Genomic DNA, 16439 nt, shown 5'->3' on the forward strand with positions numbered 1-16439 from the left:
ACACCCGCCTCGGAACTTCTTTGTTCCCGCAGGTCAGAGCGGTCTCAGGGCTGCGCGGCCGCGGCGCTGTACGAGGCCGAGGCCGTCGCGGACGGCGTGGTCGGCCCGGTGCCCGGGGCGTCGCCGCCCGGATCGGACGGGACCCACGAGGCGGTCGGCACGGCGCCGCTGACGCCGGAGCCCTCGCCGTTCTGGCTGTCCTCGTCGCCGTCCTTGCCGCTGTTCTTGTCGTCGCTCTTGCCGCCGTCGTCCCCGCTGCCGGAGTCGTCAGCCTCTTCGAGGACGCGGGCGCAGAACCGGTCGGGGTCCCGGTCCTGCTTCTTCGTGGCGACGCGCTTCGCGGCGGACCTGAGGCGCTCCGTCTCGGAGTCGCTCAGGACGCCGCCGCGGTACTTGCGGCAGGCGTCGACCAGGCGCTGTCGCCAGGCCTCCCGGTCCGCGGCGTCCGATGCGCGCGGCCCGGTGCCGGGCTGTGTCGTGGCCGTCCGGGGCCGGCCCGCCGTGTCGTCCCGGGACGGAACGCCCGAGCCGGGCTCCGGCGAGTGACCGTCGGGCACGGCGCTGCCCGAACGTCCACCGTCGGTCTCCGAGATGTCGGGCGACGATGAGGTGAGGGGGTGTTCGGGAGACGCGGCGGCGGAGACGCTGGCGGCGGGCCCGGGTTCGCTGCTGCCGCCGAACGGCGACGGGAGCACTCCGGTTCCGGCCGCGACGGCGACGCCGCCGATCATGCATCCGGCGAGCGCGGCGGCCACCCCGAACCGCACCGGGCGGCCCCAGCGGACGGGCCGCGCGTCGGGTCTCGCGAGTCGGACACTGCCGACATCGGAACCGGCGTATCCGTCGATCGCGGCGTTCGCGTTCGCGTCGTTCTCATGGCCCACGGGTGCGTGGAGCGAGGTGGCCGGGGCGAGAGCCCCGCGGGGCCTGGCATGGCGTGCCTTCGGGGTCGCCGCGCCGGGCTCCTGCGCGGCGGACTCGCGCGCCTTGCGGAACGCGGCCAACGCGGCTGCCTCGCCCGGCAGCTCGCCTCCGTCTACGCGTGTCACGGCAAGTGCGTCGAGAGTCTCGGCGAGGCGGGCGGCCCGAGTGCGGGTGGCTGCGTCGACGGCTTCCAGGGGCTCACCGCGCAGCAGACGCTCGGCCGCGTCCCGGTCCAGCCACTTGTTGTGCTCGTCGGCCATCACATGTCCTTCTGCGTCCGCGTCCGCGAATGCGTCACACCGGCGGACGTCACCGCGTGCCCGCGCGGTTCTCTCGGGGGCGGTACGGCGTCGAGCGTGCCGTCGCGGCCCGCGTGCGCCGTCTGCACTTGCGAACCCTCGGCGCCGAGCAGCTCGGCGAGGCGCTTGAGGCCGCGGTGCGCGGCGGTCCTGACGGCGCCCGGACGCTTGCCCAGCGTCTGGGCGGCGCTCTTCGCGTCGAGCCCGACGACGACGCGCAGGACGACGGCCTCGGCCTGGTCCTGCGGAAGCTGTGCGATGAGCGCGAGCGTGTCACCGGTGGCGAGAAGTTCCATGGCCTCGTCGGCGGTGTCCGATATCGCGGGCCGGCCGGTGAGCTCGGTCTCGTCGCCGCCTATGGCGGGCCTGCGTCCCCGCATCCGTATGTGGTCGAGGGCGCGGTTACGGGCTATGCGTGCGGCCCAGCCCCGGAAGCGGTCGGCGTCGCCGCTGAACCGGTCGAGGTCCCGGGCGATCTGCAGCCAGGCCTCGGACGCGACGTCCTCCGCGTCCGGTTCACCGACGAGTGTCCGTACGTACCCGAGCAGGCGTGGATGCACCGCGCGGTACACAGTCCGGAACGCGGTCTCGTCCCCGTCCTGTGCCGCATGCACCGCGGCCGTCAGCTCCGCGTCGTCCCCCAGCACTGCGCCACCCTTGCGCTTAAACCCTGCGCCGCTCACCGACGCGAACCAGCACGCTACGGCCTGATACGGCTCCCCGTCCACGTTTGGTACAACCCGCAACTAGCACGTGACACAACGCGGTGTGACACAAACGGCACGCGCGGCGCTGAAGGTAGTACGGGCCGCCGCGCGGCCCGTACCGCGCGACGGCCGGGGCCTCTCCTGTGGGGGGTGGCGGCCTCGGCCGTCCCGGCGGTGCCTTTCGGGGCGGGCGCGCCGAAGCGTGCCGGTGCCGCCCCCGCACCCTTGCTTGCCGGGGACTTTCCTGCTTCTCGGGGTTCGGCTGCTTCTCGGAATTCAGCTACTTCTGGGGATTCTTCGCCCGGCTCGGCTTCGGGCTCGGGCTCGGGTGCCCACTCTGCTGACTGTCGGCTTTCCCGCCGGCCGCCTTGTCGCTGCCGTTGCTGCCGTCGCTGCCGCTGCTGCCGTCGCTGCCGTTGCCGGTCTCCTGGCGGGCCCGCTCCGCCGCGCAGTACGCGTCCACGGAGGTCGCTCCGCCCGCCTCCGCGAGGAAACGCCGCCACGCGGCCGAGTCGAGCGCCTCGCCCCGGTCCCGTACGGATGCGTACGCGTGGCACTTGGCGAGGGTGTCACCGGCCTGGTCCGGGTGACCGGCGGACCGGCCGGGTGCGTGGGACGGTGCGGGCACCGTGGCGGACGGCCGGACCCGCTCGGGCGTGGGGCGCCCGGGGGAGCCGGAGGCGCTCCGCCCGGGCGTCGGCCGCTGTCCGGCATCGTCGCCCGGGGCGTCTCCGACCGCGCCGATCCCGGCCATCGCGACGCCGCCCAGCGCGACGCCCGCGACCAGCGTGCCCACGGTGGTGCGCAGTGACCAGCGGGCGAGGCCCCGGGAGCGCGGACGCCAGTCGTCGCGACGTCGCGTCCTGGCCGAATGGGCCCCCTGGTCGCGGGCCTCGCGGAACGCGGCGACGGCCCGTTCCTGTGCGCCGTCCCGCTGTTTCGCCGAGCGTACGGCTGCGGCGAGCAGCGCCTCGAAGCCTCCGGCTCCTTCCGGGCCGGCCGGCCCGTGGTCCTGCCTGAGTGGGTTGTCAGTCATCTCGACTCCCCCAGCGTCGTGGAGCCGTCATCCGTCACACCTCGCGCACCGATCCGGTCCGCAAGCTTCTTGAGGCCGCGGTACGCGGCGGTCCGCACGGCGCCCGGGCGCTTGCCGAGGACACGCGCGGCGGACGGCCCGTCGAGCCCGACGACGACGCGCAGGAGCACGGCTTCGGCCTGGTCGCGCGGGAGGTCGCTGATCAGCGAGAGCGCCTCCGCCGTGGAGATCGTCTCCAGGGCCTGGTCGGACGTGCTGTGGGTGCCGGGGAGTTCGAGCATGTCCTGTTCGAGGCCGGAGGGGCGCGGGCGCGCCTTCTGGCGGCGCAGCAGGTCGAGGGCGCGGTGGCGGGCGATGGTGGCGGTCCAGCCGCGGAACCCGGCGCCGTCCCCGCGGAACCGCCCGAGGTCGCGGGCTATCTCCAGCCAGGCGTCGGAGGCCACGTCCTCGGCCTCGTCGCCGACGAGGCCGCGCAGATATCCGACGAGTCCGGGCTGCACGAGCCGGTACGCGACCGCGAAGGAGGCCTCGTCCCCCTCCTGCGCCCGCGCCACGGCCATGCCCAGCTCCTCGTCGCGCACGTGCGTGCGACGGGGCTCCCCACCCTGGCCCAACCGTTGTCCTCTTCGTACGTCTGCGTACTGACTCGACGCGGCACGGATCAATGTGTCCATGCCCCCACGGTCATCAGCGTCCCGGCCCACGGAAATGTCACTGGGCACACCTCTCACAGCGCGGCGCAGGTCTTGCCCATCCCGCGGTCGCCGCCACGTCCATGGAGGGTCAGGTAGAAGGTCTGGAGGGATTCCTCGCGGTTCGAAGCGGTTGACGACTTTGCCGAGGGGGTTCCACACACGCCCGTCGGGCATGCGGACGCCCACGAGCTGGCCGAAGTAGGCCCGCTGGGCTTCGTCTAAATCGACCCACACGGCGCCGGCCCGCCGCACCAGCACCTCGCCCACGTACGCGCCGATACCGAACAGGGCCCCCGCGACCGACGCCCGGTCCGAAGTCCCTTTGCGCAGACCGTCGATGAGGAAGTCCACGACGCGGAGGCTGGCGACGGTGTGGTCGAGCGGGAGCCGGTTGCGCGCGGTGGCGTGCGCGACGAATCCCGCAGCGTGCCGCCGCATGTCCGCCGCCTTCGGCTCAGGTTTGTGGCCCACTCCCATGGTGTCCGCTCCTCGTCCGGTTCGGGGAGCGGCCTCCGCCACTCCCCCGTCCGGCCCAGCGGATGACGCCACACAAGCATCACGCGTCACACGCATGTCGCTTCTCACATGACCGGCCGGTCAAGCCGGTACAACCTTTGGGGGTTTCAGGCGTCTGGGGCCGGGTCCTGGTGCAGATACCCGGCCAGCCGCTCCCGCGCAGGTGCCGAGAGCCGGTCCACCGCCATGTCCTCCAGCGTGACGCGCAGCATCTCCGGCTGCATCAGCGGGATCGCCGCGACGAGGAGTTCCTCACTCGCGTACAGCGGTTCCACCAGCTGGTAGAACACGGCGGACGCCACGGGCTGGGTCGAGTTCAGGAGCAGGTTCTCGCTGAACTCGGCGCATCGGCCGAGCAGTTCGGTGTCACGTTCCGCCTCGGGCGTGAGCAGCTCGGGCCGGACCAGGTCGCGGAAGACCACGTCGCGCAGGAATTCGTAGAGATCGAACCAGCCGAGATCCCCGGAGACGGCTTGTTCCGCGGACATCCCCGCCACGGCCTCGATCCCGTCCCGGGACTCCGGGACCATGATCAAGAGAAGACCAGGGATCTGGTGTCTGCCGATGCGGGACCCGGACGAAGTCATTTCCCGGACCTTACGCGTTCCCCTCCCGACCCTGGAACCGGCCTGGTCACCTGCCCCCGCCCGCGGCCCCACGGGGATACATCAGCACTGCCGCGCACGCCATGGCCGGGAGTCCGGCGGCGGGCACGGTCCACCACGGGATGCCGGTCCACGCCGCCGGGAGCCCCAGCCCGAGGCAGACGGTGGCGCTGCTGATGAGCATCCGCTTGCCGTACGGGTCCCAGGTGAACGGCGCACAGTCGCGGGGGCTGCCCAGACGTACCGCACCGAAAGCGAACGCCTGGGCCGCGACCAGCCCGGCGAGCATGCCGATGGCGGCGTTCATCTGGATCTCGTCGCGGGGCGCCTCGGAGGTGTTCTGACGGACGCCGTCCTTGCTGAGTACGACGATGTCGCGGCGCCAGGCGGTGGCGGTGACCTTGTCGCCCGGTTTCAGGTGCTCCAGGAGCGGCCCCGGGTCGCCGAAGTCCACGACTCCCTGCCAGGCATCCTCGTCCTTCAGCGTCGCCTTGTAGGTGGTAGTCCTTTCGGCGTCCTTGATCTCTCTCTTCACGACGGTGAGAATGCAGGTGCTCAGGCAGTCGGTCGCCGTCGCACGGGCGGGGCAGGGCTCGGCTGCCACGTAGTCCCGGTAGCGATCCCTGTCGGAGGGCAGCCACCATGAGAACGCGATGTAGCAGAGCACCGCCGATATCAGCGACACCAGGATCAGCAGCACGCCCACGGCCCGGGTCCGGCCCGGCGATCGCCGAGGGGCACCGCCCTTGCCCGGCCCCCCGCCCCTGCTCTGAGCCGTGGCCCTCGCCCGTACCGTCATGACCCACCCCCTCCGCCCCATCCTCCATGAGGTCGGAAACGGGGAGACAACGAGGCCGGACGGCAGTCCGTGGGAGGTACAGGTTTCCGCATCCCGGCAACCGCGAGCGGGCCTGTAGCCGCGCCGCGCCGTCAGGTACTCGCCCCCGCGGGCATTTGTCCCCGCAGGCACTCGCCGCAGAATTCCTCGTCGCCCTCCGGCCGGAAGAGGCGCGCCTGTGTGTGCACGCCCTCGCATTCCCGCAGCCGGGCGATGCGTGGCTGTACGGGCTCCGGGCGTGCCGCCTCCGCGACAGGCGCCGGTGGTACGTCGCTCAGGATGTACCGCAGCAGGCCGCCCGGCTTATGGATCGGCTGTTTCGGGCCCGGCAAGCTGCGCTGCACATGCGCCCGCACGCCACCAGGTGTGTGCCCCGCCTCCAGCCAGGCGCTCGCCAGGGCCGCCAGCTGCGGCAGCATGCCGCGCGGCACGCGGAGCCTTGGCTCCAAGTCCAGGACCGTGGCGACAAGTTGGCGCCCGGCTTCCGTGGCCGCGGGAGCCACAGGCGCCTCTGTCTCGGGAGGCGTCCCCGGATGGTGGGGGGTGTTCTCAAGAACGGGTTTCTCTGGATGACGGCCGACGGTCCGGCCGGTCGGCTCACCGGCGGCCGGGCTTCCGCCCGCCGGAGCCCCGCCCCGTAAGGCGAGCGCCTGCTCCGGCTTCAGCGGCACATTGGAGACGAGCTGCACGGTCGACCACAAGCCGCGAACACCCTGCTGGCGCCACTCGTGCAGATAACCTTCACGCTTCAGTTCGCCCTTGGCGCGGTTGAAGGCGCACTTGCCGATCCCGGCCTGACAGGCGGTTTTCGACAACGGGTCCTTGGCGTCGTCGGGGAGCGACAACTGCCAGATCAACAGCCGTACGGCGTCCGACGAGAGGCGCGGATGACGGAGGATTTCGTTCGGCACCTGACTGAAGAAACGGGCAGGCGCGATAGCATGACGAAGCATTTTCCGGTGGCTTCTCTCCACTGGTGATGAAGGCCCTCTTCGCTGGGTGCGAACCAGCGTTGAGGGCCGCCTCATGTCCGATCGAAGCGACTTCGAGGCGTGCTGTCGCGCTCACCGTACCGCAACTTGCGTATGCGAACGGTCACTTGACGTAATCACCACTGCCCGCCATATCTCTGCGCGCGCTCCCGCAGCCACGCCCGCACCCACACCTCTTCACTCTCGGAAGCGGGTCGCAGATCTCGCGCCGCGATCGTCGCCACGAAGTACACGAAGCGCACGCGCCGCGATTCCCCGTCGACGCCGAGCACCTTGCCGGGCCCGTAGACGTCCGTACCGGTGTGGGCGACGAACGCGCCTTCCCCGTGCTGCATCTGCACTGCCTCTCGATCTCGCTCTGCGTAGGAATTCAGTCACAGAGTGAGGTCGTCACAGCTAGGCTCGCCAGTGGTCCGAGCGTGACAACGCAAGTCGCACATACGGGAGTTGCGGATGGCGATCGAGGACAATCCCGGTTCGCGGACGAGTTACGGGGATGAGCTGAAGCGGCGTCGTGAGGCCGCCGCATTCACGCAGGAGGAGCTGAGCGTGCGGGCGATCATGTCGCGCACGCACATCGCGCACATCGAGGCGGGGCGCCGCCGGCCGTCACTGGAGGACGCCCGCCGCCTGGACCAAGTCCTGAACACAGGCGGAGTCTTCGAGACCTTCCTGCCCACACAGGGAGAGGGCAGCGTCGCCGAACACTTCGCGGAAGCACTGGAGTTGGAGCGTCAGGCAACGGTGATCCGGACCTACGCGCCGAAGCTGGTGCCCGGCATGCTCCAGACCGAGGCGTACGCCCGCGAAGTGCTCCAGTCCGGCTTCCCACCGAAGACCGACGAGGAACGTGACAGCCTCCTTGTCACACGCTTGGCAAGGGCCCGCGTCCTGGACGACTTCAAGTCACCAGTGACGTGGTTCCTCCTGGACGAAGCAGTGTTGCGCCGCCCCGTGGGAGGCCCTGCAGTGATGTGCGAGCAGCTCCGTCACATCATGGAATTGGGCGAAAGCCGCCGCATTCGCGTCCACGTGCTGCCCTTCTCTGTGGGCTTGCACGCTCTCCTGGAGGGCCCGGTGTCCCTGATGTGGTTCGAGGACCTGCCGCAGGTCGCGTACGTGGAGGGCCTCACATGGGGCCGGGTCCTCGAACTCCCCTCCGTAGTACGCGAATGCCAGACGGCCTACGATCACGCCATGGGCGACGCCCTGTCGCACCGTAAGTCCCTGGCGCTGATCAGATCCGTCGCGGAGGATTGCGAGCATGACGCACAGCAGCAGTGAGCAGCAGTGGCAGGGCATCCGCGTCCCCGACGCCTCAGCCCTGCCGATGTGGCGTAAGTCGAGTTACAGCGGTGGCGAGAGCGGCCAGTGCCTCGAAGTCAACGACCACGCCTGCGCCGCCCACGTCCCCGTACGTGACAGCAAGAACCCTCACGGTCCCGCAGTCGTGTTCACGAGCGGAGCGTGGACGGCGTTCCTCGGTGCGATGAAGGCGGCCGCCGACCGCCCGCGCCGCTGAGCGACGGGCCTACTGGCCCACCCTTCCGTCGATGCACTCGCGCAGCAGGTCGGCGTGGCCGCAGTGGCGGGCGTACTCCTCGACCCGGTGCACCAGCAGCTCCCGGACCGGGATCTCGACCTTCCCGAGACGCTCGCCCAGATCCGCGTGCCCCGCGAGCGCGGCGTCGGTCGCGGCCTGCTCGCGTTCGAGATCGGCGTACGCCGCGTCGACCACGGCTTGTTCGGCGACGGCGCCGTCGAAGTCCCCGTCACGCTTGCCGTACAGCTTCGGCAGCGGCTCACCATCGGTGATCCAGTTGAGCCAGTCCCGCTCCGCCTCGGCGAGATGCCGGAGGAGGCCGAGCAGCGACATCGTCGACGGCGGCACCGACCGGCGGGCGAGCTGCTCCGGGTTAAGGCCCTCGCACTTCATCCGAAGGGTCAGGCGGTAGTCCGTCAGGAACGTCTGGAGTGTGGCCAGTTCGCCCTCCGCGCTGACGCCTTCGCTGCTGCGGGGGTCGTCGTCCGGGTCGGCCCACATGTCGGGGTAGACGCTCGCCTGGCTCCATCGTGCGGGTTGGTCAGTCATACGTCGCATGGTTGTCGGCGGGGGCCGGGGGCGCCACTGATTTGCCGAGCTAGTCCTTGTCCTCGTAACTCTGGAACCAGTGGGTGTCGTAATAGCGGGCGACCGAGTGAGGGTGCGAACGCTCAGTGAGCATGCGGAAGATGAACTCGGCGGCCGTGCCGTCGAAGCGGGTCCAGGAATCCGGGATGTCCTCCGACGCCAGGACGGGCCAGCGGTCGGGGTCGTCGCCCTCGGTGAGCCAGTAGAACTGGTCCGCCTGCTCGGAGGACCCCCACTCCAGGAGTCCGCCGGGCGCCGGATGGATGCCGTACGGCTCCCACAGGCTCGTGCCCGAGTGGGCCGCGAACCCGGCCAGGTACTCCGCGTGCTCCACGAGGTCCATGCCGAGGACGTCGGACTCGGGCAAGTAGAGGGTGAGGAAGCCGTCGAAGGCGCCGTATCCGAAGATCTCGGCGAGCTGCTTGAAGTCCGTGGGCAGCCGGGTGCCGAGCCGCGCCTCCACCGCATCCCAGTCGACCGTACGGGCCGCACCGGCCCACCCGGTCACGGCCACGACCCGCTCCACCCACGTGGCGTCGGCCGGCAGCCCCGCCACGACAGGCGCGGTCCGCTCGGCGACAAGGACGACGTGCTGAACGTCGCCGCCCACCCGGACCGTCCCGGCCCCTATCCACGAACCGGCGTGCGCCCAGGCCCGCATGTCGATCACTTCGGCGCCGAAGGGCGCGAGCAGGGGCAGCCCGGTCGTGGCGTCCGCGGTGGGATCGGCGAAGCCGCGCAGGGCGAGACTGCGGGACGCCCCGTACCGGCCGCTGATCCCGTCGACCACGCCGGCGAGGTCGAGTTCATCGGACAGGGCGACGCACACGTGCCCTGCGCCGTGCCCCTCCTCGCGGCACTTCAACGGCTCCGGGTCGCCGCCGACCAGCCGCGTGACGGCGTCGACCAGTTCGTCGCGCTCCATGAATTCCCCGCCTCCTGCGCCCAGCCGGCCCCCCTCCAGCCCGAGGAAGGCCCCGGTTCTACAACACGGCACCCCTCACACGCGAACAACGAAACAAAGGGAACAGACCGAACGAACGAGGTGATCCGGACGCGCCGGCCGAGAACGAAGGCGGGCCGGAGTCTCGGCGACGACCGAGGACTGGTCCGCTACCAGGTCGCCGCCACGCCGCCGCCGACCGGCGTGGACCTGTCCGTGACGAAGACCGGACCGGCCACCGTCAGCCTGGGCGATCAGGCCACGTACACCGTGACGGTGACCAACAAGAGCACCACCACGGCGGCCACTGGCATCACCCTGTCGGACACGCTCACCGGACCCGGCACCGTGCTGTCGGCCACGCCCGGTCAGGGCACCTGCACCATCACGTCCACCAGCGCCAACTGCGCGCTCGGCTCCCTCGCCGCGGGTGCCTCGACCACGGTGAAGGTGGTCGCCGAACCCCGGGCCACCGGCACCCTGTCCGACAAGGCGACGGTCACCGCCACGCAGACCGACCCGGTACCCGCCAACAACTCCGCGACGGCGACCAGCACGGTGAACAACGCGCACGGCTGCACGATCACCGGCACCAGCGGCGCCGACACCCTCACGGGTGGCTGGGGGAACGACGTGATCTGCGCCCTGAGCGGCAACGACACCGTCCGGGCGAGCTACGGCAGCGACACCGTCTACGGCGGCCCCGGAAACGACAACATCGACGGCGGATTCGACAACGACACCCTGATCGGTGGCCCCGGAAACGACACCCTGACCGGCTACTTCGGCAACGACCGGCTCGACACGGTCGACAACGTCTCCGGCAACGACACCGCCAACGGCGGCCTCGGCACCGACACCTGCACGACCGACCCCGGCGACGGACGCGTGAGCTGCCCGTAGCACCGGCCTTAACCCTGCTGAACAGCGATCGCCCAGGAACCTGGAGGCGATCGCTGTTCACATGTGCCTGTGGATCAGCTGCCGATCAGTCGATGCGGTCGCTCAGGCCCAGCACCTGCGGACTGTCACCGGAAAAGCTCCCGGGCATGCCCGGCACGTCGATGGTGTGCCCGTACACGCCAGCCAAAAACTCGACGACACCGACAGGGAATTCGTTCCAGTCCCCGTTGTCCGTACGGACGACCACCGGCCACGCGTCCGGGCCCGCAGGGCTCGTCTTCCAGTAGAAGACGTCCCCGCAGTTGGACGTCGCCCAGGAGATCAGACCGCCCGGCTGCGGGAACGGGGCGTAGTCCTCCATGTCCTCCATCTCGTACCAGTCCTGAAGGATCTCGTCGTCCCTGGCGTCGGACGCCCAGGACACCTCGGCGCCGGGCCGGGGAACGAACACGCTCAGGAAGTCGCCGACGACCAGGATCGGATACGCCTCCGCCAGAGAGCGGAAGTCGGAGGGCAGCGCCGTCCCGAGGGTTGCCTCAAGGACAGCCCAGTCCACGTTGCGCCCTCCGGGCACTCGCCACCGTGTCATCGCCGGAAGCGCGGCCTCCAGCTCTTCGACCGTCAGCATGTCGTCCGCCCGTCCCTACTGTTCTGGACCACCGCGCCCGGATCCCCCGCGGGGAACGGCATCAGCGGCCGACTCGCCAGGTGATGTGCAGCACATCAGGGCAACCAGTGACGTTTGTCGTTGGTCAACCGCTGAATAGAACGCTACCCGTGTGACGGGTGAGGCATTTGTGAACATTCTCTGAACTTCTTCAAGGGGTGGGGCAATTGGGGCCGCGAAATTCGCGTGCGCGCAGATCTCATGCGTACAAACCGCTGAGTCTCAAGCGCAGGGCCTGGGTGACGATGGGTGCCGTCGTCCTCGGCGGCGCGGGCGTGGTGACGTACGCCGTCGCCAGCCCTGAGGCGACCGGTGGCTCCGGCCCCTCGGCGACGACTCCGCGACCGGTCAAGGTGCGCTCCGCCGAACTGAAGGCCGACGGCAGCACCAAGCGGGAGCTTCCGCGCACCGGCACGGAGCCGTTCTCGCTGGTCGGAGTGACCTGGGACAAGCAGAGCGCCGAGCTCAAGGGCACCGCCCAGGTCCGCACGCGCAGCAGCGTGACCGGGAAGTGGACCGACTGGGTGTCCGTGAACACGGACTCGCACCTGCCCGACCCCGACACCGCCGAGAGCAAGAACGGCGTGCGGGGCATGTCCGAGTCCCGATGGGTCGGGCCCTCGGACGGCGTCGAGGCGCGTGTGGTCGCCGCCGACGGGTCGTCGACCGCACTGCCCAAGGGGCTCACCCTGGCGATGGTCGACCCGGGTGTCACCTCCAAGGAGGCCAAGGAAGCGAAGGCGGCCAAGGCATCCGGTGGGCCGCAGAACGCGGCGTACACCACGGACCTCGCCGACGAGTCCCCCTCGCCGTCTCCCTCGGACTCCGCCTCGGACTCCGCCCCTCAGAGCCCCTCGCCGTCGGCGTCGCCCAGTGACTCGGCTCCGGCCGGCTCCCCGAGCCCGTCGGACTCCGCCTCGGAGAGCGCGAGCCCCAGCCCCTCGCCGACGCCCACCAAGCCCCCGGCCCCGCCCTCCACGGTGAAGCAGCCGCCGATCATCATGCGGTCGGAGTGGAAGCCGGACACCTCTCTCGCGGTCAACTACAGCCCGCCCGAGTACATCGACAAGATCCAGGCCGCGTTCATCCACCACACCGTGGACGCGAACGACTACAGCTGCGCCGACTCGGCCAAGCTGATCCGCGCCGACTACGCGTACCACGTGAAGCCGGCGCCGGACGGCAACGGGTGGAAGGACATCGGCTACAACTTCCTGGTCGACAAGTGCGGCCAGATCTTCGAGGGCCGCGAGGGCGGCATCGACGAGCCCGTCTTCGGCGCGCACACGTACGGATTCAACTCGTACTCGACCGGTATCGCGATCCTCGGCAACTTCGTGGACTCCAAGCCCTCGCGGGCCGCGATGGAGTCCGCCGCGCGCGTCGCCGCGTACAAGCTCGGACAGTACGGCGTCGACCCGAACGGCTCGGTGAGCCTCGTCGCCGCCGGTGACACCGGCGTGTACAAGAACGGCCAGACCGCGACCCTGCGGACCATCTCCGGCCACCAGGACGCGTACGCCACCGAGTGCCCGGGCAAGCAGCTCGAGGACCGGCTCGGCACGATCCGCTCCTTCGCCGCCGGCGCTGGCCGCAGCTCCGCCATCCCGACCGCCGACGTGAACCGCGACGGCATCAGCGACCTCGTCGCCGGCGTGCCCGCCGGCTCCAGCGGCGGCCGCGTCGTCGTCGTGCCGGGCGGCGCGAGCGGCCCCGACAGCGCCAAGAAGATCTCGCTCACGCAGTCCAGCCCGGGCGTGCCCGGCGCCGGTGAGACCGGCGACCAGTGGGGCGCCGCCGTGGCCACCGGCGACATCAACGGCGACGGCTACGCCGACCTCGCGATCGGCCAGCCCGGCGAGGACGACACCTCCTTGCACGCCGACCGCGGCGCCGTCACCATCCTGTACGGCCCCGCCTTCACCACCGGCGCGCAGATGAACCTCGACGAGGGCTTCTACGCCAACGGCGCCAAGTACGGCTCCGCCGTGGCGGTCGGCGACTTCAACGCCGACGGCAAGGCGGACGTCTTCGCGTCCTCCACCGGCACCGGCGGAACCTGGACCGCGCGCTACGCCGAGGGCCAGGAGTCCAGCTCCAACATCACCAGTGGTGACACGGCCCTCTCCTACGAGGACGCCACCAGCGGCGACTTCAACAAGGACGGCTACGCGGACGTCGCGCTCAACTACCGCGACTCGACGTCCATCGGCCGGGTCGTCTGGTTCAAGGGCGGCAGGAACGGCCTCACCAAGGCCGGCACCCTCACCGTGAAGGGCGGCCGCGCCGTCGCCGCCGGCGACATCGACGGCAACGGCGTCGACGACATCGTCATCGGCCAGCCCTACACCGCCGAGTCCGGCGCGTACGCGGGCGGCCAGGTCACCGCCGTCTACGGCACCGCGGGCACGGGCCTCACCGCCACCGGCGCCAAGGTCATCCACCAGGCCACCTCCGGCGTCCCCGGCGCCGCCGAGTCCGGCGACGCCCTGGGCGCGTCCGTCTCGGTCGGCGACTACAACGCCGACGGCTACGCGGACGTCCTGGCCGGCGCCCCGAACGAGGACATCACCCGCACCAGCAACCGTTCCAACGCGGGTACGTCCCTGCTGTTCAAGGGCTCGGCGACCGGCCTCACCGGCACCGGCTCCCTCGCGATCTCACAGGACGAGCCCGGCGTCCCCGGCTCGACGGAGACCGACGACAACCTGGGCTCCGCCGTCTCGCTCACCGACCTGACCGGCTTCGGCCGCGCGGACCTGGTGATCGGCGCCGCGGGCGAGGACGCCGGCAACGGCACGCTCCTGTACGTCCCGAGCAACAGCACGGGGCTCGGCCTGTCGACGTCCAAGTACTACGGACTGACGCAGCTCGGCACCGCGACGGGCAACCACCTGGGCACCACGCTGGCCCCGTAGCCGTACCCACACGATCTCTCGCCGCGTGGCTCCCGACACTCCGGGAACCGCGCGGCGAGAGCCGTTTCGGCCCCGGCAACCCGCTCTGCCTCGGCAGCCCTGCCGGCCCTGTCTGCTTTGTGCCTGTACTTGCGCCGCCGTGCCCGGATGGGTTACTCACTACCTTCCACGGAAGCGGACCCGACCGCGGGAGGGGGCGGCCGGGCCCGGTTCCGTCCGGGTCCGTTCAGGTCCGTGACGTCGGAGCCGCTCGTCGGATCCGTGGCGTCGGAGCGGTGTGCTCAGACTCCGGCGGCGTTCTCCTCGAACGACACCGCCACGAGCCGGTCGCTGAACCGCTCGGGGTTCTTGACCCCCGCGACCAGGGCGCGCTGCGCGGGGACCGCCTTGTCGGTGAGCGTGACCGCGACCACGGGACAGTCCTCGATCCGGTTGGTGAACCTGGGTGCGCACTGGCCGATGTCCGCCCGCGTGTGGCCCGGGCAGACGGCCCGTTCGGGCAGTTCGATCTCCAGATCCAGGTTCCCGATGTCCGTGAAGCGGTAGGCGCCCGAAGTCGGCGGGACAGGCCGCTGCTTCGCCCCCTTCGTCACGTTCGCCGTCAGCCCGCGCGCCGACGCGATGCGCCCCTCACCGTGCGGCCCGTACACGTCGACCGTGATGCGCCGCTCGCCCACCGGCGCGGTCAGCGTCAGCGGCCGCGGTCCCGGGTCGATGACCGCGCTGACCGTGAAGGCGGCCGGCCCGTCGAAGCGCGGGCCCGAACTCGAGTACCCGTAAGAGGTGAGTACGAGCGCGGGCGCGGGCGCACGCTCGCCCTCACCGCGTGGCGCGGGCCTCGCAGCCCCTGGCGCACCGCACCGGGACAGCGCCGCCGTACCGCCATGGGGCAGCGCGACGTCCTTCGCACCCCCGGTACGACGTAGAGCCGGCCCGTCGGATCGTCCGGCATGCCCCGGTGCGCGGCCAGCGCGACGAGTGCCGCCGCCACCGGCAGCGCGACCGCCGCCCAAGCCCGCGGGGAGGGCCCGGAGACTCCGTGCATCAGACGCGGCCCCGCGCCCGCCGCGACACGGCTGCCCGCAGGATGCGCCGGCCTTCCGTCGACACGTCGAGCGCCTGCCGCAGGCCGCCCGCGCCCCGGCCCGCGAGCAGCTCAAGGATCCTGACCTGACGCCGCAGTTCGGCCGCCACCAGCGGGGACATGCCGTCCGTGCGGCCCTCGCGCCGGGACCGTACCGAGCCCGCACCGTCCTCCATCGTGTCCAGCATGCGGTGGATCTGGAGCGCGCCGACCGAGCAGGCGTCGGCCCACTCGCGCAGCGCGGACGCCGACGGGGTGCCCGGCACGGCGGCCAGCATGCGCCGGGCGAGCACGGACGCCTCGTCCTCGTCGTCGTCCGGCCCGGCCGGGAACGCGGCCCGCGCCTGCGCCAGGCATTCGCCCCACCCAGGGCCGCCCTCGGCGAGGCTTCCCCACAGCGGGCGCAGCGCCTCGTCGTCCCCGCCGCCCAGCAGCGGCACGCAACGGTCGAGGCAGGCGAGACCGCTGGCCGCGAGACCCCGCTCGTCGGCCTGCGCGATCAGCTCCACCAGGCTCATGACGTACGCCCTTTCCCTGCCCACCCGGCATTTCGTCCCTACTGGGCTCTACTGCGTGCCGGGGCGCAGGAACGTCACAGCGGCGCGACGCCGAGCCGGTCCAGGAAGCGGAAGAAGAGCGGCTCGGCGAACGGGTCGGGGTCCTGACCCAGGACGTCGGCGAGCGGACCCTGCTCGACGGTGCGGCCGCACTCCTGTGCCCACGCGACCGCGCGCCGGGCGGCGTCCGCGGGCTCCAGGAAGTAGTCCTCCAGGGTCAGTTCGTCAGCGGAGAGATATCCGGCCATGACGTCGCGCGCCAGACACGTGGTCCACGCGCCGCTCTCCGGCGCGGCCGCCTCGATGACGACGCAGTCGCTGTCCATGACGTAGCCGAACAGGGCGGGCGCGCCGGTCTCGGCGGCCAGCGCGTTCATGCTGCCGACGTCGTGGCGCCGCTCCCCGCCGTCCGGGCACTCCCAGACCTGCCAGCCGTCGGCCCGCCGCTCCAGGAGCGTGAGCGCGTCGCGGGCTCCGCCCAGCGCGTCGAGCTCGGCGAGCGGCCGCTCGCTCCTCGCCACGACGTAATAGCCCCAGTAACCCATGCCGGTGTCCCCCCGGTGCCTTCGAAAGCGGCTGATCTCGGCTCGGGCCGAATACACCACAGCCTTACGTGGCTCCGCC

Annotated in this window: 18 protein-coding genes; 4 read left to right on the plus strand and 14 right to left on the minus strand. The window is 71.2% G+C overall.

The genetic code is table 11. The features are described from left to right. Nucleotides 1-44: 44 nt before the first annotated feature. The 8 genes from OHO83_RS19415 to OHO83_RS19450 form a co-directional block, all read right to left on the minus strand. Nucleotides 45-1184: a hypothetical protein gene (locus OHO83_RS19415; RefSeq protein WP_266673533.1), complete on the minus strand. Its 1140-nt coding sequence runs from the start codon at nucleotides 1182-1184 to the stop codon at nucleotides 45-47. Next, nucleotides 1184-1870, minus strand: a complete 687-nt coding sequence (locus tag OHO83_RS19420) for an RNA polymerase sigma factor (protein WP_266673532.1) — start codon at nucleotides 1868-1870, stop codon at nucleotides 1184-1186. The genes OHO83_RS19415 and OHO83_RS19420 overlap by 1 nt, the downstream gene beginning before the upstream one ends. Before the next feature lie 340 nt (nucleotides 1871-2210). Beyond that, nucleotides 2211-2966 (minus strand): hypothetical protein, encoded by a 756-nt coding sequence (locus tag OHO83_RS19425; RefSeq protein ID WP_266673531.1) that lies wholly within the window; start codon nucleotides 2964-2966, stop codon nucleotides 2211-2213. After that, a complete protein-coding gene (locus OHO83_RS19430) occupies nucleotides 2963-3580 on the minus strand; it encodes an RNA polymerase sigma factor (protein WP_266676584.1) in 618 nt (205 codons plus the stop codon). Before OHO83_RS19430 ends, OHO83_RS19425 begins: the two co-directional genes overlap by 4 nt. 704 nt (nucleotides 3581-4284) lie before the next feature. Next, entirely contained in the window at nucleotides 4285-4764 is a 480-nt protein-coding gene (locus tag OHO83_RS19435; protein WP_266673530.1) for a hypothetical protein, read from the minus strand. Between the two features lie 46 nt (nucleotides 4765-4810). Continuing rightward, nucleotides 4811-5488 carry a hypothetical protein gene (locus tag OHO83_RS19440; protein ID WP_330279667.1) on the minus strand — a complete coding sequence of 226 codons (678 nt, stop codon included), beginning with the start codon at nucleotides 5486-5488 and terminating at the stop codon, nucleotides 4811-4813. 224 nt (nucleotides 5489-5712) lie between these two features. Then, on the minus strand, nucleotides 5713-6531 hold the full coding sequence (locus OHO83_RS19445; protein ID WP_330279668.1) for a hypothetical protein: 819 nt from the start codon (nucleotides 6529-6531) through the stop codon (nucleotides 5713-5715). 197 nt (nucleotides 6532-6728) lie between these two features. Further along, nucleotides 6729-6947 (minus strand): hypothetical protein, encoded by a 219-nt coding sequence (locus OHO83_RS19450; protein WP_100594949.1) that lies wholly within the window; start codon nucleotides 6945-6947, stop codon nucleotides 6729-6731. Nucleotides 6948-7065: 118 nt separating this feature from the next. Between OHO83_RS19450 and OHO83_RS19455 the strand changes: the two genes are divergently transcribed. Together OHO83_RS19455 and OHO83_RS19460 are read left to right on the plus strand one after the other, a co-directional pair. Next, on the plus strand, nucleotides 7066-7896 hold the full coding sequence (locus OHO83_RS19455) for a helix-turn-helix domain-containing protein (RefSeq protein ID WP_266673527.1): 831 nt from the start codon (nucleotides 7066-7068) through the stop codon (nucleotides 7894-7896). Then, nucleotides 7877-8134: a DUF397 domain-containing protein gene (locus OHO83_RS19460; RefSeq protein WP_266673526.1), complete on the plus strand. Its 258-nt coding sequence runs from the start codon at nucleotides 7877-7879 to the stop codon at nucleotides 8132-8134. Before OHO83_RS19455 ends, OHO83_RS19460 begins: the two co-directional genes overlap by 20 nt. A 9-nt stretch (nucleotides 8135-8143) precedes the next feature. Here the strand turns inward: OHO83_RS19460 and OHO83_RS19465 are convergent, their stop codons facing one another. Beyond that, a complete protein-coding gene (locus OHO83_RS19465) occupies nucleotides 8144-8704 on the minus strand; it encodes a DinB family protein (RefSeq protein ID WP_266673525.1) in 561 nt (186 codons plus the stop codon). A gap of 49 nt (nucleotides 8705-8753) precedes the next feature. Continuing rightward, on the minus strand, nucleotides 8754-9668 hold the full coding sequence (locus OHO83_RS19470) for an SMI1/KNR4 family protein (RefSeq protein WP_266673524.1): 915 nt from the start codon (nucleotides 9666-9668) through the stop codon (nucleotides 8754-8756). Nucleotides 9669-9788: 120 nt separating this feature from the next. Here OHO83_RS19470 and OHO83_RS19475 point away from each other — a divergent pair, with 120 nt between their 5' ends. Further along, nucleotides 9789-10589, plus strand: a complete 801-nt coding sequence (locus tag OHO83_RS19475; RefSeq protein WP_266673523.1) for a hypothetical protein — start codon at nucleotides 9789-9791, stop codon at nucleotides 10587-10589. An 85-nt stretch (nucleotides 10590-10674) separates the two neighbouring features. On the opposite strand, the gene OHO83_RS19480 is transcribed toward OHO83_RS19475, so the two are convergent. Further along, nucleotides 10675-11217 carry an SMI1/KNR4 family protein gene (locus tag OHO83_RS19480; RefSeq protein WP_266673522.1) on the minus strand — a complete coding sequence of 181 codons (543 nt, stop codon included), beginning with the start codon at nucleotides 11215-11217 and terminating at the stop codon, nucleotides 10675-10677. 284 nt (nucleotides 11218-11501) lie between these two features. Between OHO83_RS19480 and OHO83_RS19485 the strand changes: the two genes are divergently transcribed. Then, nucleotides 11502-14174 carry an FG-GAP-like repeat-containing protein gene (locus tag OHO83_RS19485; RefSeq protein ID WP_266673521.1) on the plus strand — a complete coding sequence of 891 codons (2673 nt, stop codon included), beginning with the start codon at nucleotides 11502-11504 and terminating at the stop codon, nucleotides 14172-14174. A gap of 281 nt (nucleotides 14175-14455) precedes the next feature. Here the strand turns inward: OHO83_RS19485 and OHO83_RS19490 are convergent, their stop codons facing one another. The 3 genes from OHO83_RS19490 to OHO83_RS19500 form a co-directional block, all read right to left on the minus strand. Then, the gene (locus tag OHO83_RS19490) at nucleotides 14456-14851 is read right to left on the minus strand and encodes a hypothetical protein (protein WP_266673520.1); all 396 of its coding nucleotides are present in this window, start codon (nucleotides 14849-14851) and stop codon (nucleotides 14456-14458) included. A 367-nt stretch (nucleotides 14852-15218) separates the two neighbouring features. Then, complete coding sequence (locus tag OHO83_RS19495) at nucleotides 15219-15776, minus strand: hypothetical protein (RefSeq protein ID WP_266673519.1); 558 nt, start codon at nucleotides 15774-15776, stop codon at nucleotides 15219-15221. A gap of 74 nt (nucleotides 15777-15850) precedes the next feature. Continuing rightward, nucleotides 15851-16360: a hypothetical protein gene (locus tag OHO83_RS19500; RefSeq protein WP_266673518.1), complete on the minus strand. Its 510-nt coding sequence runs from the start codon at nucleotides 16358-16360 to the stop codon at nucleotides 15851-15853. Nucleotides 16361-16439 lie beyond the last annotated feature (79 nt).

Origin of the sequence: Streptomyces sp. NBC_00569 (assembly GCF_036345255.1) — a bacterium.
Taxonomy (GTDB): domain Bacteria; phylum Actinomycetota; class Actinomycetes; order Streptomycetales; family Streptomycetaceae; genus Streptomyces.

Coding starts and splice junctions, on each gene's coding strand:
- OHO83_RS19415 (WP_266673533.1), bottom strand. CDS start 1,184: ATGGCCGACGAGCACAACAAGTGGCTGGACCGGGACGCGGCCGAGCGT.
- OHO83_RS19470 (WP_266673524.1), bottom strand. CDS start 9,668: ATGGAGCGCGACGAACTGGTCGACGCCGTCACGCGGCTGGTCGGCGGC.
- OHO83_RS19460 (WP_266673526.1), top strand. CDS start 7,877: ATGACGCACAGCAGCAGTGAGCAGCAGTGGCAGGGCATCCGCGTCCCC.
- OHO83_RS19455 (WP_266673527.1), top strand. CDS start 7,066: ATGGCGATCGAGGACAATCCCGGTTCGCGGACGAGTTACGGGGATGAG.
- OHO83_RS19450 (WP_100594949.1), bottom strand. CDS start 6,947: ATGCAGCACGGGGAAGGCGCGTTCGTCGCCCACACCGGTACGGACGTC.
- OHO83_RS19465 (WP_266673525.1), bottom strand. CDS start 8,704: ATGACTGACCAACCCGCACGATGGAGCCAGGCGAGCGTCTACCCCGAC.
- OHO83_RS19480 (WP_266673522.1), bottom strand. CDS start 11,217: ATGCTGACGGTCGAAGAGCTGGAGGCCGCGCTTCCGGCGATGACACGG.
- OHO83_RS19435 (WP_266673530.1), bottom strand. CDS start 4,764: ATGACTTCGTCCGGGTCCCGCATCGGCAGACACCAGATCCCTGGTCTT.
- OHO83_RS19495 (WP_266673519.1), bottom strand. CDS start 15,776: ATGAGCCTGGTGGAGCTGATCGCGCAGGCCGACGAGCGGGGTCTCGCG.
- OHO83_RS19425 (WP_266673531.1), bottom strand. CDS start 2,966: ATGACTGACAACCCACTCAGGCAGGACCACGGGCCGGCCGGCCCGGAA.
- OHO83_RS19485 (WP_266673521.1), top strand. CDS start 11,502: ATGGGTGCCGTCGTCCTCGGCGGCGCGGGCGTGGTGACGTACGCCGTC.
- OHO83_RS19500 (WP_266673518.1), bottom strand. CDS start 16,360: ATGGGTTACTGGGGCTATTACGTCGTGGCGAGGAGCGAGCGGCCGCTC.